Genomic DNA, 18,710 nt, shown 5'->3' with positions numbered 1-18,710 from the left:
TTCTGTCCTGTCAGGATTGACCATGCGCAAGCGCCTCATACCCATACTAATAATCATTTTTGGCCTGGCGGTGTTTCTGCTGTTACGCCTGACTCGTGATGTACCAGATCCGGTCGCCCCGCAAGAGCGCAGCTGGCGCGTCGATGTGGTCGAGATTCGCCCCGATACGTTCCAGCCAAGCCTGACCCTCTACGGCCAGATCGAATCACCGCTGCGCTTTACCGTGGTCGCGCCCTTGGCCGGGCGGATCGCCGAGCTGCCGGTGCGCGATGGCCAGCAGGTTAGCGCCGGGGAATTGCTGGTGGCGCTGGATGAGGCCGATATTCTGCCGCGCCTGCAGCAGGCCCGGGCGGACCTGGCCGACGCCGAGGCCCAGCTGGCCAGTGAAGCGAGCATCCATAGCAATGATCGTCAGGCACTGGAGCTGGAAAAACGTATCCAGGGCAACGCCCAGAAGGCACTGGAACGCATGCGTCAACTGGTTGAACGGCAACTGGCGCCACACGCCGAACTCGACAATGCCGAGGATGTGCTTGAGCGCGCCGCCCTGACCGTTGCCAACCGCCAGCGCAATATCGACAGCTACCCATCTCGGCGTGCCGCACTCCAAGCCCGGCTGGAGCGGGCCAAAGCCACTTTGGAAAGCATGGAACGCGATGCCCGGCGCAGCCGGTTCAGTGCGCCCTTCGACGGCGTGGTCAGCCAGGTGCAGATCGCAGTCGGCGATCAGGTCAATGCCAATGCCGCACTGCTGGCCCTGTATCCGCTGGACGGCCTGGAGCTGCGCGCCACTCTGCCGCAGACCCACAGCCAAGCCTACATCGACGCCCTGGCCCGAGGCGAGCGGCTGCAAGCCCGCAGCCTGGAAACCCAGCCTCCATTAACCCTGACCCTGGAGCGGATCGCCGGCCAGGCCGATCCACGCGGGGTCGACGCAATCTTTACTCTTGACCAGCCCACCGCGGCCCTGCGGGTCGGCAACCTGCTGGCAATCAGCGTCTCGCGCCCCAACCAGCCGGACAGTGTGGCCTTGCCCTACAGTGCACTCTACGGCAACGACACCATCTACGCGGTCAGTGAACAACGACTGCAACGGATCCAGGTCGAGCGTCTGGGTGAAACCCATGGCCCGGACGGCGAACGCCGGGTACTGCTGCGTTCGCCCCAGTTGCAGGCCGGCATGCGCATCGTCGTCACCCATCTGCCCAACGCCATGCCGGGGCTGAAGGTCGATACCGGTGAAAGCGCCGTGGAGCCCGAGGCATGAGCCGCTCACGCAGCCCGATCGGCTTTTTCGTCCGCCACAAGGTCGCGGCCAACCTGCTGATGCTGGTAATGCTCGGCGGCGGCCTGCTGGGCCTGTCGCGGATGAATATCCAGTTCTTTCCCACCTTCGCCCTCGACTTCGTTACCGTGCGGGTGGTCTGGAGCGGGGCCGCAGCCGAGGATATCGAGCAGGCCATCACCCTGCCGCTGGAGCAGCGCCTGCGCAGCCTGCAGAACCTCAAGTCGATGACCTCGACCTCAGCCCAGGGCATTTCCAGCATTACCCTGGAGTTCCATGAGGGCACCGATGCCATCGTCGCCCTGGACGATGCCCGGCAACTGGTCGATGAGTTCCGCAACCTGCCCGGTGATGCGGAAAAGCCCGAAGTGGTCCGGGTTGCACGTTATGACCCGGTGGCCAATTTGCTGATCTACGGCCCCTACGCCGACCATGAACTGCGCAGTCTGGCCTACCGCTTCGAGCGTGAGCTACTGGCCCGTGGCATCGACCGGATCGATATTCGCGGCCTGCCCGAGCAGCAGATCAGCATCGAAGTGCCCAACGCCCGCCTGCAGCAACTGGGCCTGTCGCTTGACCAGATCGCCGACCGGATCGCCGCCGAGTCCCGTGACCTGCCGGCCGGGCAGGCCGGCGATCAGGACTCGGCCCGCGAGCTTCGGGCGATCGAACAGCGCCGCAGCCCCGAACAGTTCGCCGACCTGCCGCTGCAACCGGGCACCATCAATCACCTGCGCCTGGGCGATATCGCCGAGATCCGTCAGGAAGCCATGCGCAATCAGGTCAAGCTGCGCTACCAAGGCTATCCGGCTGTGGAACTGGCCTTGCAGCGGGCCGAAAACGGCAATTCGCTGACCTCGGCAAAGCTTCTCAATGACTGGCTCGACGAAGTCCGCCCGAGCCTGCCGCCAGGCCTTGAACTCAAGACCTACGACGAAGCCTGGCAACTGATCAATGACCGGGTCAGCCTGCTGATCAACAACGGGCTCGGCGGTCTGGTGCTGGTGTTGCTGCTGCTCTACCTGTTTCTGCCGGCGCGGGTCGCGCTGTGGGTCGCGGTCGGCATTCCCACCGCCTTTCTCGCTGCGCTCGGGGTGTTCTGGCTGATCGGCGGCTCGATCAACATGATCTCGCTGTTCGCCCTGATCATGGCGCTCGGGGTGATTGTCGATGACGCCATTGTGGTCGGTGAGGATGCCGATGCGCACTTTCGCAGCGGCGAAGACCCCGACTACGCTTCCGAGGGTGCAGCCAAGCGGATGTTCTGGCCGGTACTGGCCTCGTCACTGACCACCATCGCCGCGTTCATGCCGCTACTGATGGTCGGCGGGATCTTCGGCAACATCCTCGGTGACATCCCGACGGTGATGATCTGCATCCTGATCGCCTCGCTATTGGAATGCTTCGTGGTCCTGCCGCACCATTTGCGCAATGCCTTCAAACCAGCCCCGACCCTGCCCGGCAACAGCCGCTGGGCCCGGCTGATGAACCGGGTCGACAGTGTGCGACTGAGCTTCGATCAGCGTTTCGGACGTTTTCGTGATGGCCCGTTCCGCCGACTCTCGGCGCTGTCGCTGCGCCACCGTGGCGCAACGCTGGCCAGCGCGTTTGCCTGCGTGCTGCTGGCCTTCGGCCTGCTCAGCAGCGGACGGATCGGCTTCAGTTTCTTCCCGACCCCCGAGCCCCAGGTCCTGTACGCCAACGCCAGCTTCGTCGCCGGCACCCCACGGGCCGAAGTCGAGCGTTTTCTCGAACATCTGCAGGACAGTCTCAACGCCACCGAACAGGCGCTGGGCGGCAACCTGATCGCCACGGCGGTGGTCCGCCAGGGTGAGGTGATCGGCGCGGCCGGCACCGGGCGTCAGGGCGATCAGCTTGGTTCGATCCTGGTCGAGCTGGTCTCCCCAGACCACCGCACCGTACGCAACCAGCAGTTCATCCGCGCCTGGCGCGAACGTATCCGTCTGCCGGCCGGTATCGACCGCCTCAGCATCAACGAGCGCATTGCCGGGCCACCGGGCAAGGACATCAATGTACGCCTGACCGGCGAAACACCGGAACAACTTAAGGAAGCCGCCGACGCCCTGGGGGTGATGCTTGCTTCGATCGAAGGCGTAGTCAGCACTGAGGACGACATGGCCTGGGGCCGCGAACAACTGGTCTATCGGCTGACACCCTACGGCCAGGCTCTGGGGTTGAGCACCCAGAGCCTGGGCCGGCAACTGCGCGCCGCCTACGACGGTCGTCTGGCCCAGATCTACCAGCAGCAGTCCGACGAGATCGAAGTCAGGGTTCAGTTGCCCCGCGCCGAACGCGAACAACTGGCCAGCCTCAGCGACCTGAGCATCCGCCTGGACGACGGCCGTTTCGTGCCCTTGAGTCAGGTAGCCCAGTTCTCCACCCGCCAGGGGTTTGAAGCCCTGCGCCACGCCGAAGGCCGGCTGGCTGTCGAAGTCAGCGCCGATCTCGACCCGACCCAGACCACTGCTGGCCAGGTACTGGAAGCCCTGACACCGGTCCTACCGGAGCTGGCAGGGCGCCACAACGTACGCTACAGCTTCGAAGGTCGCTCCGCCGACCAGCGCGAGACCTTCGCCGACATGCGCACTGGCCTGCTGGTCGGGCTGCTGCTGATGTACGCGGTACTGGTCTGGGTGTTCTCGTCCTGGAGCACCCCACTGATCGTCATGGCGGTGATCCCGCTGGCGCTGGTCGGGGCCCTGTTCGGGCACTGGGTGATGGGCCTGAACCTGACCATTCTGTCGCTGTTCGGTCTGTTCGGCCTGTCCGGCATCGTGGTCAACAACTCGATCATTCTCACCAGCTTCTACCAGCTCCAGCGCAAACGCGGGCTGGCGGTCAACGAAGCGCTCAATGAAGCGGTAGTCCAACGGTTGCGCGCGGTGCTGCTAACCTCACTGACCACCATCGGCGGGCTGACCCCGCTGCTGTTCGAGAAATCGCTGCAGGCCCAGTTCCTGATCCCGATGGCCACTTCAATCGCCTTCGGTCTGGGCTTCTCAACTCTGCTGGTACTACTGGTGATTCCGGCCTTGCTGTCGGTACTGGAGAGCCACTGGCAGCGCCGCAGTGAAATGGATGGGGCAAAAGAAACGGGTCCGGCCTGATGGCCGGACCCGTTATGCAGAGGGCTTAGGTGTATTTAATAAACAACTTGCGCACCCGCTCCACCGCCTCAGCGGTGTCCTGACCGGGCTCCTGCAAGGTTTCCTCGATCAGACAGGTCAGCAGCATGCGATAGGCCTTGTCCAGGGCGCTGCGTGAGGCGGAGAACTGCTGGGCAATCGCTTCGCAGGACTCTCCGCGCCGAATCATCGCCTGAATGCCGCGAATCTGGCCTTCGACCCTGGCCAGACGCATCAGCATAGCCTTTTGCCGAGCCTCAGCGGCTTCATCCGCCACTAAAGTTGCTTGCATCGGTCTCTATCCTCATTAAAACGTCCATATCGTGAGGCAGTGTAAGGCGAAAGACGGTTCTGCGTCACGCCCAGATGGGAAAGCTTTTCATTTCCACCAATTACGAGGCCTTGGCAGCTTCCAGGGTCTTGGTGATTGCGGCCACCGCCGAACCAATGTTGCTCAGCTCTGCCGGCAGGATCATGGTGTTGTTGGTCTTGGCCAGGTTGCCGAATTCACGTACATACTGTTCGGCCACGCGCAACGCTACCGCATCCTTGCCACCCTCGGAGGTAATCGCTTCGGCTACCCGGCGCAGGCCCAGGGCCGTTGCTTCAGCGATCAACTCAATCTCGCGAGCCTTACCTTCGGCTTCGTTGATCTGGCGCAGTTTGTCCGCCTCGGACAGGTTGATGGTTTCCTGCTTGATACCTTCAGACACGTTGATCTTGGCCTGACGTTCACCTTCGGACTGGGCCACCACCGCACGACGCTCCCGCTCGGCGCGCATCTGCTTCTCCAGCGCATCGAGAATGGTCGCCGGCAGTTCGATATCGGCGATCTCATAACGCATCACCTTCACGCCCCATTGCTTGGCTGCTTCATCCAGCGCATGCACCACCTGCACGTTGATCGCGTCACGCTCTTCGAAGGTCTTGTCCAGATCGATCTTGCCGACCACCGAACGCAGGGTAGTCTGGGCCAGTTGCATGGCCGCATAGCGGTAGTCGTTGATACCGTAGCTGGCATCCTTGGGATCGATCACTTGCAGGTAGATCACCCCGTTGACCACCACCTGGATGTTGTCCTTGGTCACACAGGCCTGACGCGGTACGTCGATGGCCTCTTCCTTGAGGGTGTGCTTGTAGGCGATCCGGTCAACGAAAGGGATCAGCAGGTGAAAGCCGGCATCCAGGGTCTTGACGTACTTGCCCAGACGCTCGACCACATAGGCCGAACGCTGCGGCACGATCTGCGCGGTCTTGACGACCGTGATGATGACCAGCGCCAAAAACGCAAGGGAAATAATGGTTGCAATATCCATGCTTTAACTCCGTATTGAGACTACTTGGGGGTGTTGGTATCGGTTTGCTGGGTGCTGACCTTGAGGACAATGCCGTGGTGACTGATGACCCAGGCGGCATCTCCGGCCTTGAGCGGTTCACTGGACTCGGCATCCCATTTGGCCCCGTTGAGCGAGACCTGGCCCACGCCCTGGACAAAATCGGCCAGCACGGTGACACGCGCGCCAACATAGCCGGAGTTGTCCAGATCGGTCTTGGCCTTGTCGGAGCTGGCACCGATCAGCCAGCGTTGAAAGCGCCGACGCAGACCAAACAGCATGGCCAGACTGATCAGCGAGAACAGGGTGATCTGGGCCGACAGCCCTTCAATGATCCCCAGCAGGGTCAGAACTCCGACAATCAGCGCGCCCAGGCCAAAGAAAGCCGCGATCAGCCCCGGGACGAAGAATTCGGAAATCAGCAGGGCGAACCCCAGTAGCAGCCAGAAGGCATACCCGTTGACATAACTGCTCAGCAGCATGATGACATCCTTGCATTAACGGTGGCAGGCAAAGCCTGAGAGTCTACCAGATTGCCCCGGCTCGGGGGCGCTCAATCGGGTTTGCGGAACCCGTTCACAGTTTCACTGCTGACATGCCCAAGATCTGAATTACCGTTCATCGGATTCATCCGGACAATATCCGGATGCCAGAGCCCGCGACCAATTGGTCACTTTTCAGCCGCCAAGGTCAACCCTACTCAACCCTGCGCCGCGCCTTCAATTCAGTACCCGGCCTGACTATGCTCCCGGACAGCCTCTGTGATGCAGTCAGAGACACAACAACAATAAAACCGCACAAGGACTCGCATTATGCGCAACAAGACTCGGCTCTCGCTCGCCCTCGGGCTGGCCACCACGCTGGGTATCAGCACCCAGGCCCAGGCCTTCCTGTTCAGCTCCTCGAACTACACCAAGACCCAGTACCCGATCGTCCTGACCCACGGCATGCTCGGCTTCGACAGCCTGCTCGGGGTCGACTACTGGTACGGCATTCCCTCTGCCCTGCGTAAAGACGGTGCCACTGTCTACGTCACCGAAGTCAGTCAGCTCGACACTTCCGAAGCCCGGGGCGAACAACTGCTGACCCAAGTCGAGGAAATCGTCGCCATCAGCGGCAAACCCAAGGTCAACCTGTTCGGCCACAGTCATGGTGGACCCACCATCCGCTACGTCGCCGCCGTGCGCCCGGATCTGGTCGCCTCGGTCACCAGCATCGGCGCGCCGCACAAAGGTTCGGCCGCCGCCGACTTCATCCGCCAGGTGCCGGAAGACTCGGCCAGCGAAGCGATCCTGGCCGGGATCGTCAACGGTCTGGGGGCGCTGATCAACTTCCTCTCCGGTAGCAGTTCGGACACCCCACAGAACTCGCTGGGCACGCTGGAGTCGCTGAACTCCGAAGGCGCCGCGCGCTTCAACGCCCGCTTCCCCCAAGGGGTGCCGACCAGTGCCTGCGGCGAGGGTGATTACGTGGTCAATGGCGTGCGCTATTACTCCTGGAGCGGCACCAGCCCGCTGACCAACATACTCGACCCTTCCGATCTGTTGCTCGGCGCCACCTCCCTGACCTTCGGCTTCGAGGCCAACGATGGTCTGGTCGGACGCTGCAGCTCCCGGCTGGGTATGGTGATCCGCGACAACTACCGGATGAACCACCTGGATGAGGTGAACCAGACCTTCGGGCTGACCAGCATATTCGAGACCAGCCCGGTATCGGTCTATCGCCAACAAGCCAATCGCCTGAAGAACGTCGGGCTCTGAAATAGGCTCTACAACCAGACAGGACTGGCCCTCAGGGGCCAGTCAAAGGTACCGATATCGACATGAAGCCACTGATTTATCTGCCTTTGCTACTCGGCCTGGGCCTGCTCGGCTGGCACCTGAGCACACCGACACCCAGCCCATCCAGCCTTTCATCAAAGCCGCCACAAGCCAGCAGTGAACAACCCGCCACAACGCCTTTGAACCAGCCCCGTCCGGTCACTCGCAGCACCGACCAGAACCTGCCCGCCTCACTGCGCGATACCGAAATCGATGGTCAACTGGAAGTCGATGCCCAAGGCAATCTGGTGATTACCGACCAGCTGCGTCACCTGTTCGACTATTTCTTCAGCACCGTCGGCGAACAGTCATTCGAGCAGGCCAGCAGCGGTATCCGCGACTATCTGGCCAGCCAGCTGCATGAACCGGCTCTGGGTCAGGCCCTGGATCTGCTGGATCGCTATATCGACTACAAGACTGAGCTGGTGGAACTGGAGCGACGCTTCCCGATGGTGACCGAGCTGGACGGCCTGCGCGCCCGCGAAGATGCCGTACAGCGCCTGCGCGCCAGCCTGTTCAACGTGCAGGAGCATGCCGCCTTCTTCGCCAGCGAAGAGGTCTATAACCAGTTCACTCTTGAGCGTCTGGCGATACTGCACGATCCGTCGCTGGATCCGCAGGACAAGGCCGAACGGATCGAGCGGCTGCGCGAAGGGCTGCCCGACGAGTTGCAACAGTTGCTGGTACCGCAATTGCATCTGACCCTGCGCCAGCAGACCCAGCAGTTGCTGGAGCAAGGTGCCGAGCCGGAGCAGCTACGCCAGCTGCGCCTGAACCTGGTCGGTCCCCAGGCAACCGAGCGACTGGAAGCGCTGGACCGCCAGCGCAGCGAATGGGATCAGCGCCTGAGCGGGTTCAATCGCGAGCGTCAGGCGATCATCAGCCAGCCGGGGCTGGCCGACAGCGACAAGCAGGCCGCGATTGAGGCCCTGCTGCACGAGCAGTTCAGCGAGCATGAGCGGCTCAGGGTCAGCAGTCTGCTCGAACTCGATAGCCGCGCCGAACGCTAGGGAGCCTCTGAGAAACTACCTGCGTTGGCAATATGGCGGCCTACCGGTCATCATCAACCTGATGATTTCGGAGGCCGTCATGCCAATTCTGCTGCTGCTCGGCGCACTGCTGGCCGGCCCGGTCTGGGCCGAGCGCAGCTATCCGCCGCACGAAATACTGACCTGGCAACAACGCAGTTTTGCCGGGCTGACCGACTATCGACTGGTTGCCGACCAGTTGCCACCCCGGCTGCATGCACACTGCGACAACAGTGCCTCGGCCCTGTATCTGCGCCAGCGCATCGACCTGGAGCAAACACCGATTCTGGAGTGGTCTTGGGGCGTGGATCAGGTATTTGCAGGGACCAACGAGCGTAGCAAAGCCGGCGATGATTACCCGGTCCGGCTGTACGTGGTCATTGATGGCGGCTTGCGCCCCTGGCGCACCCGGGCGGTCAACTACGTCTGGTCCAGCCACCAGCCAATTGGCAGTCACTGGCCCAACGCCTTTACCCGGCAAGCCATGATGCTGGCGCTACGCAGTGGTCCGGCCTCCCAGCCGGGCGAACTGGTGAGCGAGCAGCGCAACGTGCGTGAGGATTTTCTCGCCCTGCACGGCCAGGCGCCGCGCCATATCGACGGGCTGGCGATCATGACCGATTGTGACAACAGCGGTCAGCCAACCCAAGGCTGGTACGGCACCATCCGCTGGCGGGCTACTTCTTCATCCACACCCCGTTGAGCATGATGTATTGCCCGGCCGGCGTGCGCTCAATCGCCTTCTTGCCGGCCATCGACTCTACATCGCGCAGTTGGATGCCATTGTCGTTGGCCAGTTTCTGGTACTCGGCCCGACGTGCCTGGTTGATCTGTCGGGCGATTTCCGCTGCGTTGCCGCCGGGCGTCACCACTCCCAGATAGCCGTCAGGCTGCTCGCCCAACTGACCAGCCGCCTTGGCCGCCGGCAAGGCACCCATGGCATCATTCAGACTCATGGCCCATACCGGCGAACTCAGCAGCAATGCCAGCAGCAGACCCAGATTACGGAACGTCATACGCATATTGATTCCCCTAGAACAGGCCACTGGATTCACTGAACAGCTCATCCAGCTCCTTGTCGACCTTGACGTAGATCTCGTGCTGGATCTTGACGTTCAGGTTGATGTTGATCGGTTCGCTCGGCGCGGCCAGTTGTACGGTTGGCGTACAGGCCGCCAGCCACCAGACCGCTCCGGCTATCACCGCAAGCGTACGCCACCGCATCAGCGCTCCTCCGCATCTAGGGATTCAGACGGCGTTGCAATAGCCGTTCCTGAACCCGTTTCTGAATGATGTCGCTGACCTGCCCGCTCAATTGCAGACTGGCCAGCAGGGCCGGAATATCCTCTTCCAGCCGAACGTTCAAATGCACCGGGCGCCCGCGTTGCAGGTCAGGGTTATAACCTTCCAGCCGCAACGCCAGTACCAACACCCCATCGCTGCCATAGTTCAGATCACTGCTGAGCACCGAATAGCGAAAATCCTCCAGGGCCACGGCCAACTCGCGCATACCGGGATTGCTGCGGCCCATCGCCTGCAACTGTGCGGACTGATACTGGAGGATGCCACCCGGCTCACGGGCCTGGACCCGCCCCCCCTCAACCAGCAGTTTGCCGTTCTCCAGGCTGACCGGCAAGCGGCCATCCAGCGTACCGCGACCACTCAGGCCCTCTGCTGGATAGACCTCGAACAATCGGGCCAGTTCAACCCCCTCAAGCCCGAGCACCAGGTCCTGGCGGCTGGCCGCCAGATCCAGTTGCGCCGGTTCCAGCCACAGTTGCCCGCCAAGTATTCCCAGCCGCGCACTGTCCAGGCGCAACCGGCCCTGTTCCAGGCGCTCCAGGCTCGCCTGATACTCGCCCTGCAGTACCAGCGGGCCCAGCGGCAGGCCCGGATCGAGGCTGCGCACCTTCAGCTCGGTAAAACCCAGTTGCAATTGTTCACCACGCAGCCGGACCGACAGGGGCAACTCCAGCCCCTCGAAACTGCTGCGGTCATAAATACCGGCCCCACCGCTGAGGCGTACCTGACCGTCGGCCCGGGCCAGGGCATCAGCCCCGCCCAGTTCAAAGCGTGCCTGCAATCGACCAGTGGAAAAACTCAGCAGCTCAGGCCAGGCGCTCAGCGTCTCGGCCAGCGGGTTGGCAGCGCGCAGAAACAGCTCCTGCAACACCAGTTCGGCCTGCCAGTCGGCCTGCTCCGGCCAGTTGAAGCGCAGCTCTGCCGCCAGCCCGGAAGCAGCAGCAAGAGTTCCCGACAGGCTAAGCCGCGCAGGAGATTGACTTAAACGACCATTGAAACTCCAGCCCTGAGGCTTGAGCTGCGGGTGGCGCACCTGGGTCATGCCCAGGCGCAAAGGTGTTTCCAGCGCCCAGTCGCTACCCTCGGCCAAGCCCATTTCCAAGCGCAAGCCGGGCAGGCGCAGCTCGACGCCTGCCAGTTGCAGCTCAAGCTCAGGCAACGCCAGCTCGGTCAACCGGGCCTGGCTGCTCTCGCCCAACTGCACGCTCAAACGCTGACCGTCGAATGCTGCTTCGATCGCGGCCTGCAATCGCGCTTCACGCATCCGCAGGTCATCCCAGGCCAAGGCCGCGGCCCGCAGCTCCAACTGCCCGCCCGTCAGTTCCAAGCGCAGTTGCGGCTGGGCGGTCAGCCCCAGCTGGCCCTGCAACTGTCCGGCCAACGGGCCGTCGATCTCCAGCCGGGCCGCAAACGGCAGGCGACTGGCCCAGTCCAGTTCCAGCACCTCACTGGGGCTCAGTGTCAGGTTCAGGCTCTTGGGTAGCCAATCGCCCGGCAGAGCCTCGCCAAACAATGCCGCAGCCGGCTGCTGCAAACGCCACTGGGCCTGGCCCTGATGCAGGCGCCAGCGCCGCTGCTCGACCTCCAGAGCCCATTGCTGCTCGCCGCTGATCAGCCCTACGCCGTCCAGCAACCAGGGCTGTTCCAGACGCAGAATCCCCCCCAGCCGGGCGGAACCATCGAGCAGGGCACCCAGCCGTTCAGCCAGTTGTTCACCCTGCCAGTCCCAGCCCAGAGTGGCCTGCAACCCCCGAGGTAAATCATCCAGCGGCAACAGCCCCGGTGCCAGCCAGGCCTGCAGGGCTGGAAACAGCGCCTCGCTGCCGGGCCACTCGGGAATACTCAGCCAGCCCTGCCAGTGATACCCCTGCGCCGCCTGACGCCATTGGCTGTGCAGCGCCAGTGCCGGGTGCTGTTCCAGTTGCCATTCGGTTTCCAGACGCAGCACCTCGGCTTCGGCACTGAGTTGCACGTCCCCATGCAGCATCACCCCGGACGAGTTCAACACAATCTGACTGGCCAGGCTGCTCGGCTCGCCCCGCATCAATTGCATATCGAGCTGACCATCCAGCTCACAACGACCGCTGGCACAGGGCAGATCAAGCAGTAACTCGGCCACCGCCAATTGTTCCGGAGCCCAGGCGAGCAACGGCACCCAGGCCAGCGGGTCAGGTATCGGCTGATCTTCAAACGCGAGTACCGGCTGCTCCGGCGCTGTGTCAGCGGGCCACCAGGCCAGTTCGACTCGCTCAAGCGTCAGCCGCTTCAGCCAGGCTCCGAGCTGCCAGCCCGGCGTCAGCGACAGGCCCTGCAACTGCAGCTCAACCAGCCCCTGATCACTGCGCTGTACCAGGCTCAGTGACTGCAGGTACGGCCCACCATCCTGCCAGCCAAGTCCCTGGGCATCCCACTGCTCCACCCCGGCCGCCTGTAACGCCCGCTGGGCAGCCCACCCGGTGGCGATCACCACCACCAGCAACAGAACACCGATCAGGGCCAGAATCCGCCATCCTCTGCGCATCCATCGCTCTCCTCAATTCACCGACATCAGGTTAGCATGGCTGCTGTTTCTGATTTGGAACACAGGATCATGACGGGATTCGCGCAGCTACGTTCGCTCTGGTTCTGGCTATTGGCACTGGCCCTTGTCTGGCTGATCAGCGCCCTGCTGACAGCCTGGCGAACACTGCCACCGGGGCTGGCCGCCAGCATGCCGGTGCGGGCTGCCGAACAGGTCGAACTTTTGATCGACCAAACCTGGCAGGACAGTGCTGGCCAAAGCCACAGCGAGCAGGAAATATTCGATGAAGTGCTGCGCTTGATCGGCCAGGCCCGCCGCCTGGTCGTGCTCGATATGTTCTTGTTCAACGAGTTTGCCGGCGCAGACAGCTACCGAGCACTGACCCGCGAACTGACCCAGGCGCTGCTTGAGGCGCGCAGGCGCCAACCGGACATGCCAGTGATTCTGATCACCGATCCGTTCAATACTCTGTACGGGGGCGTGGCTGCTGCACATCTGCAGCAGCTGGAAGAGGCTGGGGTCCAGGTACTGGTCAGCAATCTGGCGGCGCTGCCAGCCTCCAACCCGGTGTGGACCGGACTCTGGCAACTGTGCTGCCGCTATCTGGGCAACAGCCAGACCGGTGGCTGGTTACCCAACCCCGTCGGTGCTGGCAAGGTCACCCTGCGCAGCTACCTGCACCTGCTGAACTTTCGCGCCAACCATCGCAAGACCCTGGTCGTCGACGAAGGCCTGCACTGGACCGGCCTGGTAACCTCGGCCAACCCGCATGACGGCAGCAGCCGCCACAGCAATCAGGCCCTGGTGTTTCGCGGCCCGGCAGCGCTCGATCTGCTGGAAACCGAGCGAGCGATCATCAACCTCAGCGCACCGCAACTGGCCCGTGACTGGCCGCTGCCCCCTGCGGCCACGCCAATCAACGGCGACGCCACCGTCCAGATACTGACCGAAGGAGCTATCCGTGATCAGTTGCTACAACTGATCGACAGCGCTCAGCCCGGCGAGCAGCTTGATCTGGAAGTGTTCTACCTGTCCCACCGACCCATGATCCAGGCGTTGATCGCCGCCCTCCAGCGCGGAGTACAGGTGCGGGTCATGCTCGACCCCAACCGCGACGCCTTTGGCCGCGAGAAGAACGGCATCCCCAACCGCCAGGCCGCCTGGGACCTGCATCGAGCCGGCATCGAACTGCGCTGGTGCGCCACCCATGGCGAGCAGTGCCACCGCAAATGGCTGCTGCTCAGACGCGCTGACGGCAGCGCCGCCCTGCTCAGCGGCTCGGCCAACTTCACCCGGCGCAACCTCGACAACTTCAACCCGGAAACCAGCGTGCTGCTCGACGGTCCGGCCGAACACCCGGCACTCAGCCGCGCCGCCCGCTTATTCGAACGCCACTGGCACAACCAACAAGGGCAGACCTATAGTCTGCCCTATGTCGAGTTTGCCGATCACTCACGCTGGCGCTACTGGCTTTATCGGCTGATGGAAGCCAGCGGCCTGTCGACTTTCTGAGCCTACAGCTCGGCGAAGCAGGCAGCGACGATATCCAGCCCTTCCTGCACCTCCACATCGGTGGCGGTCAGCGGCACCAGAATCCGGATCACGTTGCCATACTGGCCGCAGGACAACAGGATCAGGCCCTTGTCCCGGGCCTTGGCCACCACCTTGCCGGTCAGTTCGGCATCTGGCTTGCCATCGGCGCCAAACAGCTCGCAGGCGACCATCGCCCCCAGTCCGCGGACATCGCCAATACGCTTGTCGGCGGCGGCAATCGCACTCAAACGTTCACGCATCAACTCGCCCAAACATTGACTGCGGGCCAGCAAATTCTCCTCCTCGAACACCTCCATAACCGCCAGCGCCGCCGCGCAGGCCAGCGGGCTACCGGCATAGGTGCCGCCCAGCCCGCCAGGGGCGATCGCATCCATCGCCTCGGCACGCCCACACACACCCGCTACCGGGAAGCCACCGGCAATCGATTTGGCAAAAGTGGTCAGATCCGCCGCCACGCCCATCTGCTCCATGGCGAAGAAGGTACCGGTACGCCCGGCACCAGTCTGCACCTCATCGGCCACCAGCAGGATGCCGTGCTGATCACAGAGCGCCCGCAGACGCTGCATGAAGGCCGGACTGGCGACGTAGAAACCACCCTCGCCCTGCACCGGCTCGATGACAATCGCAGCGATGTCACGCGGCTCGGCATCGTTCTTGAAAATCCGCTCGACGCTGGCCATGGCGTCGTCCTCGCTGACGCCATGGAGCGGACAAGGGAACTGCGCCCGGTACACACCACCCGGCATCAAGCCCATACCCGCCGAATACGGCACCACCTTGCCAGTCATCGACAGGGTCATCATGGTGCGGCCATGGTAACCGCCGGTGAAAGCGATCACCCCGGCCCGGCCAGTGGCGGCCCGGGCGATCTTCACCGCATTCTCGACCGCCTCGGAGCCGGTAGTCACCAGCAGGGTCTTCTTGTCGAAATTGCCGGGGACCCGGGCATTGATTTTCTCGCACAGCTCAACATAGGGCTCATAGGCCAGCACCTGAAAACAGGTATGGGTGAACTGCTCAAGCTGACGCTTGACCGCATCGATCACCTTGGGATGCCGATGCCCGGTATTGAGCACCGCGATCCCGCCGGCAAAATCGATGTACTGGCGTCCTTCGACATCCCAGACCGTGGCGTTTTCCGCACGCTGGACGAAAATCGGATGAATCTGGCTCACACCACGGGCGACGGCGTTATGCCGGCGCTGCATCAGGGAGTCGTTGGTCTTGCTCATATCGGACCTCATGAATGGAGACGGGGGCAGTCAAAGGCGGCATCTGCGCGGGCGGCATTGCCGGACAGCGGTTGCAGACACGCTGTGAACCCATCCCTGGGCGCTCGACGATGCCCGTCCAGGGCATCGACGGTCTGCAACCGCTGTCCGGCAACACCGCTATCGAGTCCGTGCAGCCTTGGCTGTTACTCGGGTTTGATGAGCGGCTTCAAATACCGCCCAGGCACAGATACTTGATTTCGAGGTAGTCCTCGATACCGTACTTGGAACCTTCGCGGCCCAGACCCGAGGCCTTCATGCCGCCGAACGGCGCCACCTCGGTGGAAATCAGCCCGGTATTGATCCCGACCATGCCGTATTCCAGCGCCTCGGCAACGCGGAACACCCGGCCCAGATCACGGGCATAGAAGTAGGACGCCAGGCCAAACTCGGTATCGTTGGCCTGACGGATCACGTCCGCCTCGTCACTGAAGCGGAACAGCGGCGCCAGCGGGCCGAAGGTTTCCTCACGGGCCACCAGCATCGAAGCATCGACCCCGGCCAGCACGGTCGGTTCGAAGAAGAACCCACCGAGCGCGTGCGGCTTGCCGCCGGTCAGCACCTGAGCGCCCTTGTCGGTCGCATCCTTGAGGTGACGCTGGACCTTGGCCACCGCATTGGCATCGATCAACGGCCCGGTAGTCACTCCCGGTTCGGCACCATTGCCAACCTTGAGCTTGGCCACCGCCTCGCTCAGCTTGGCGGCAAACGCCTCGTACACGCTGTCCTGTACATAGATACGGTTGGCGCATACGCAGGTCTGGCCGGCGTTGCGGTACTTGGAAATCATCGCGCCCTCGACCGCCGCATCCAGATCGGCGTCATCGAACACAATGAAAGGCGCATTGCCGCCCAGTTCCAGCGACAGCTTCTTCAGGGTCGGCGCACACTGCTCCATCAACTTGATACCGACAGCGGTCGAGCCGGTAAATGACAGCTTGCGCACGATTGGGTTGGCGCACAGCTCGGCGCCCACCTCGCGTGAACGCTCAACGTCGGCGCTGATCACGCTCAGCAGTCCGGCGGGCAGCCCGGCCTGCTCGCCCAGATAGGCCATGGCCAGGGCCGAAAACGGGGTTTGCGGAGCCGGCTTGAGGACCATGGCGCAGCCGGCAGCCAGCGCCGGGCCAGCCTTGCGAGTAATCATCGCAGCAGGGAAGTTCCACGGCGTGATGGCCGCCGTTACTCCAATCGGCTCTTTCTGCACCAGGATGCGCTTGTCCGGCTGATGGCCGGGAATCACGTCACCATAAATTCGCTTGCCTTCCTCGGCGAACCACTCGAGAAACGACGCCGCGTAGGCAATTTCACCACGCGCCTCGGTCAGCGGCTTGCCCTGCTCAGCGGTCATGATCCGGGCCAGGTCTTCCTGATGCTGCATCATCAGATCGTGCCACTTGCGCAGCACTGCCGCCCGCTCCTTGGCGGTCTTGGCCCGCCAGGCCGGCTGCGCCGCCTGGGCGGCCGCAATCGCCCGACGGGTTTCTTCGGCGCCCATATTCGGCACACTGCCCAGGCGCTCGCCGGTAGCCGGGTTATGGATCTCGGTACGGGCACCGGTGTCGGCCTCGCACCAATGACCATCAAGGTAGGCTTGCTGACGAAACAGCTCGGGACAGTGCAGTTCCATGACGGGAGATCCTCGCGATTGGACGCCGGCTAAGGCGTAATGCATTTACAACATGATTGTTTGATATTTCAAACATGCTAAGTCGCCGTACGCCGACAAGCAATACCCGGGATGAAAAAATCTGTGGCTGGTACCTGCGGGCGCGGTTGTGAGGAAATGGCAACAGACCCTAAACTGGCGCACGACTTTGCAACGAACCACGCCCACCATGTTCCATATCGCCCTGCTTGAACCCGAGATTCCACCGAACACCGGCAACATCATCCGGCTGTGCGCCAACACCGGCTGCCAGTTGCACCTGATCGAGCCGCTGGGGTTTGAGCTGGATGACAAGCGCCTGCGCCGCGCCGGCCTGGACTATCACGAGTTTGCCGCGTTGCAGGTGCACCCCGATCTGGACAGTTGCCTGGCCGCCGTGCGCCCGGGCCGAGTGTTTGCTCTGAGCACCAAGGGTAGCCGCTGGTTCAGCGAGGTCAGCTATCAGCCGGGGGACATGTTCCTGTTCGGCCCGGAAAGCCGTGGCCTGCCGGTCGAGATACGTGAAAGCCTGCCGGCCGATCAGGTATTGCGGATTCCGATGCGCGAGAACAGCCGCAGCCTCAACCTGTCCAACAGTGCCGCGGTACTGGTTTACGAGGCCTGGCGCCAACAGGGCTACCCGGGCGCCAGTTGAAAGCCGCAGAGACAGGCTGCAGGCTGAAAGTCAGGTGCTTTCAGCCTGCAGCCGGCCCGCTTTAGCGGGTCTTGATCACGACCTTGCCGACCGCCTTGCGCGAACTCAGCATAGCCAGAGCATCTTCATACTGATTCAGCTCATAGGTCTGGGACACCAGCGGCTTGAGCTTGCCTTCGCTGTACCAGGCAAACAGTTGCTGGAAGTTGGCCAGGTTGTCCTGCGGCTGGCGCGCAGCAAATGCCCCCCAGAACACCCCGACCACCGCTGCACCCTTGAGCAGAGGCAGGTTGGCCGGCATTTCCGGAATCCGGCCACTGGCAAACCCGATCACCAGCAGACGGCCATTCCAGTTGATGCAGCGCAGCGACTGGTCGAACAGATCGCCACCGACCGGATCATAGATCACATCGGCACCCTGACCCTTGGTCAGCGCCTTGACCTTTTCCTTCAGCTCGCCGTCAGCGTAGTTGATCAGTTCATCGGCACCGGCAGCCTTGGCCACTTCCAGTTTCTCGTCGCTGGAGGCCGCCGCGATCACCCGTGCACCCATGGCCTTGCCGATCTCGACGGCAGCCAGGCCAACACCACCGGAAGCGCCCAGCACCAGCAGGGTTTCACCTGGCTTGAGCTCGCCACGCTGCTTGAGCGCATGCATCGAGGTGCCGTAGGTCATGCTGAAGCCGGCGGCGGTGATATAGTCCATATCGTCGGGCATCGGCAGCACGCGCATGGCGTCGACCGCGATCTTCTCGGCGAAGCTGCCAAAGCCGGTCAGGGCCATGACCCGATCGCCCGGCTTGAGGTGCTTGACCTTCTCGCCAACGCTGGATACCACACCCGCAGCTTCGCCACCCGGCGAGAACGGGAATGGCGGCTTGACCTGATACTTGCCTTCAATGATCAGGGTGTCAGGGAAGTTGACCCCGGCAGCATGGATGTCAATCACCACATCGTTGGGTTTGGCCACCGGATCGGTGGTTTCTTCCAGCACCAGGCTGCTGGCCGGTCCATAGGCTTTGCACAATACCGCTTTCATGGGGAGCTCCCTGTTGTTCAGTTTTCGCCAGTCTAGTCGCAACTGCCAGCCTCTGGTCAATCACCATGCCCCGGAGTGATTGCCAGCCATAACGCCGTACCCGCTTG

Annotated in this window: 16 protein-coding genes; 7 read left to right on the top strand and 9 right to left on the bottom strand. The window is 62.8% G+C overall.

Going from position 1 to position 18,710, the window contains the following annotated elements; translation table 11 throughout:
- The first annotated feature begins 22 nt into the window (after positions 1-22).
- Together BVH74_RS06070 and BVH74_RS06065 are read left to right on the top strand one after the other, a co-directional pair.
- Entirely contained in the window at positions 23-1,267 is a 1,245-nt protein-coding gene (locus BVH74_RS06070; protein ID WP_080049197.1) for an efflux RND transporter periplasmic adaptor subunit, read from the top strand.
- Positions 1,264-4,413 (top strand): efflux RND transporter permease subunit, encoded by a 3,150-nt coding sequence (locus BVH74_RS06065; protein ID WP_080049196.1) that lies wholly within the window; start codon positions 1,264-1,266, stop codon positions 4,411-4,413. Before BVH74_RS06070 ends, BVH74_RS06065 begins: the two co-directional genes overlap by 4 nt.
- A 25-nt stretch (positions 4,414-4,438) precedes the next feature.
- Here BVH74_RS06065 and BVH74_RS06060 read toward each other — a convergent pair whose 3' ends face one another.
- From BVH74_RS06060 to BVH74_RS06050, 3 genes are all read right to left on the bottom strand, one after another.
- On the bottom strand, positions 4,439-4,723 hold the full coding sequence (locus tag BVH74_RS06060; protein WP_080049195.1) for a metal-sensing transcriptional repressor: 285 nt from the start codon (positions 4,721-4,723) through the stop codon (positions 4,439-4,441).
- 100 nt (positions 4,724-4,823) lie between these two features.
- Positions 4,824-5,747, bottom strand: a complete 924-nt coding sequence (locus BVH74_RS06055; RefSeq protein WP_080049194.1) for an SPFH domain-containing protein — start codon at positions 5,745-5,747, stop codon at positions 4,824-4,826.
- 20 nt (positions 5,748-5,767) lie between these two features.
- A complete protein-coding gene (locus BVH74_RS06050) occupies positions 5,768-6,247 on the bottom strand; it encodes an NfeD family protein (RefSeq protein ID WP_080049193.1) in 480 nt (159 codons plus the stop codon).
- A 330-nt stretch (positions 6,248-6,577) separates the two neighbouring features.
- Here BVH74_RS06050 and BVH74_RS06045 point away from each other — a divergent pair, with 330 nt between their 5' ends.
- The 3 genes from BVH74_RS06045 to BVH74_RS06035 all read left to right on the top strand — a co-directional run bounded on the left by BVH74_RS06045 (position 6,578) and on the right by BVH74_RS06035 (position 9,316).
- Entirely contained in the window at positions 6,578-7,525 is a 948-nt protein-coding gene (locus BVH74_RS06045; RefSeq protein WP_080049192.1) for a triacylglycerol lipase, read from the top strand.
- Positions 7,526-7,587: 62 nt separating this feature from the next.
- Positions 7,588-8,595 carry a lipase secretion chaperone gene (locus tag BVH74_RS06040; protein WP_080049191.1) on the top strand — a complete coding sequence of 336 codons (1,008 nt, stop codon included), beginning with the start codon at positions 7,588-7,590 and terminating at the stop codon, positions 8,593-8,595.
- Between the two features lie 79 nt (positions 8,596-8,674).
- Complete coding sequence (locus tag BVH74_RS06035) at positions 8,675-9,316, top strand: DUF3047 domain-containing protein (protein WP_218189168.1); 642 nt, start codon at positions 8,675-8,677, stop codon at positions 9,314-9,316.
- Here BVH74_RS06035 and BVH74_RS06030 read toward each other — a convergent pair.
- Genes BVH74_RS06030 through BVH74_RS06020 form a run of 3 tightly spaced genes read right to left on the bottom strand, consistent with a single transcriptional unit; the run spans position 9,291 to position 12,436 of the window.
- Positions 9,291-9,635 carry a YdbL family probable chaperone protein gene (locus tag BVH74_RS06030; protein WP_080049190.1) on the bottom strand — a complete coding sequence of 115 codons (345 nt, stop codon included), beginning with the start codon at positions 9,633-9,635 and terminating at the stop codon, positions 9,291-9,293. The two genes, BVH74_RS06035 and BVH74_RS06030, sit on opposite strands and share 26 nt — an antisense overlap.
- Before the next feature lie 10 nt (positions 9,636-9,645).
- Positions 9,646-9,837, bottom strand: coding sequence for a YnbE family lipoprotein (locus BVH74_RS06025; RefSeq protein WP_080049189.1), 192 nt, complete (start codon positions 9,835-9,837; stop codon positions 9,646-9,648).
- A gap of 16 nt (positions 9,838-9,853) precedes the next feature.
- The gene (locus BVH74_RS06020) at positions 9,854-12,436 is read right to left on the bottom strand and encodes an intermembrane phospholipid transport YdbH family protein (RefSeq protein WP_080049188.1); all 2,583 of its coding nucleotides are present in this window, start codon (positions 12,434-12,436) and stop codon (positions 9,854-9,856) included.
- Between the two features lie 69 nt (positions 12,437-12,505).
- Here BVH74_RS06020 and BVH74_RS06015 point away from each other — a divergent pair, with 69 nt between their 5' ends.
- Positions 12,506-13,948 (top strand): phospholipase D-like domain-containing protein, encoded by a 1,443-nt coding sequence (locus BVH74_RS06015; RefSeq protein WP_080049187.1) that lies wholly within the window; start codon positions 12,506-12,508, stop codon positions 13,946-13,948.
- 2 nt (positions 13,949-13,950) lie between these two features.
- Here BVH74_RS06015 and gabT read toward each other — a convergent pair whose 3' ends face one another.
- Together gabT and gabD are read right to left on the bottom strand one after the other, a co-directional pair.
- Positions 13,951-15,222: a 4-aminobutyrate--2-oxoglutarate transaminase gene (gene gabT / locus BVH74_RS06010; protein ID WP_080049186.1), complete on the bottom strand. Its 1,272-nt coding sequence runs from the start codon at positions 15,220-15,222 to the stop codon at positions 13,951-13,953.
- A gap of 208 nt (positions 15,223-15,430) precedes the next feature.
- Complete coding sequence (gene gabD, locus BVH74_RS06005; RefSeq protein WP_080049185.1) at positions 15,431-16,891, bottom strand: NADP-dependent succinate-semialdehyde dehydrogenase; 1,461 nt, start codon at positions 16,889-16,891, stop codon at positions 15,431-15,433.
- A 208-nt stretch (positions 16,892-17,099) separates the two neighbouring features.
- Here gabD and trmL point away from each other — a divergent pair, with 208 nt between their 5' ends.
- Positions 17,100-17,564 carry a tRNA (uridine(34)/cytosine(34)/5-carboxymethylaminomethyluridine(34)-2'-O)-methyltransferase TrmL gene (trmL, locus tag BVH74_RS06000; RefSeq protein ID WP_080049184.1) on the top strand — a complete coding sequence of 155 codons (465 nt, stop codon included), beginning with the start codon at positions 17,100-17,102 and terminating at the stop codon, positions 17,562-17,564.
- Between the two features lie 61 nt (positions 17,565-17,625).
- On the opposite strand, the gene BVH74_RS05995 is transcribed toward trmL, so the two are convergent.
- Positions 17,626-18,603 carry an NADPH:quinone oxidoreductase family protein gene (locus BVH74_RS05995; RefSeq protein ID WP_080049183.1) on the bottom strand — a complete coding sequence of 326 codons (978 nt, stop codon included), beginning with the start codon at positions 18,601-18,603 and terminating at the stop codon, positions 17,626-17,628.
- Positions 18,604-18,710 lie beyond the last annotated feature (107 nt).

The organism is Halopseudomonas phragmitis (genome assembly GCF_002056295.1).
In the GTDB taxonomy this organism is placed as follows: Bacteria; Pseudomonadota; Gammaproteobacteria; order Pseudomonadales; family Pseudomonadaceae; genus Halopseudomonas; species Halopseudomonas phragmitis.
Note: the sequence above shows the minus strand (reverse complement) of the source record. Positions and strands in the feature narration are given on the sequence as shown.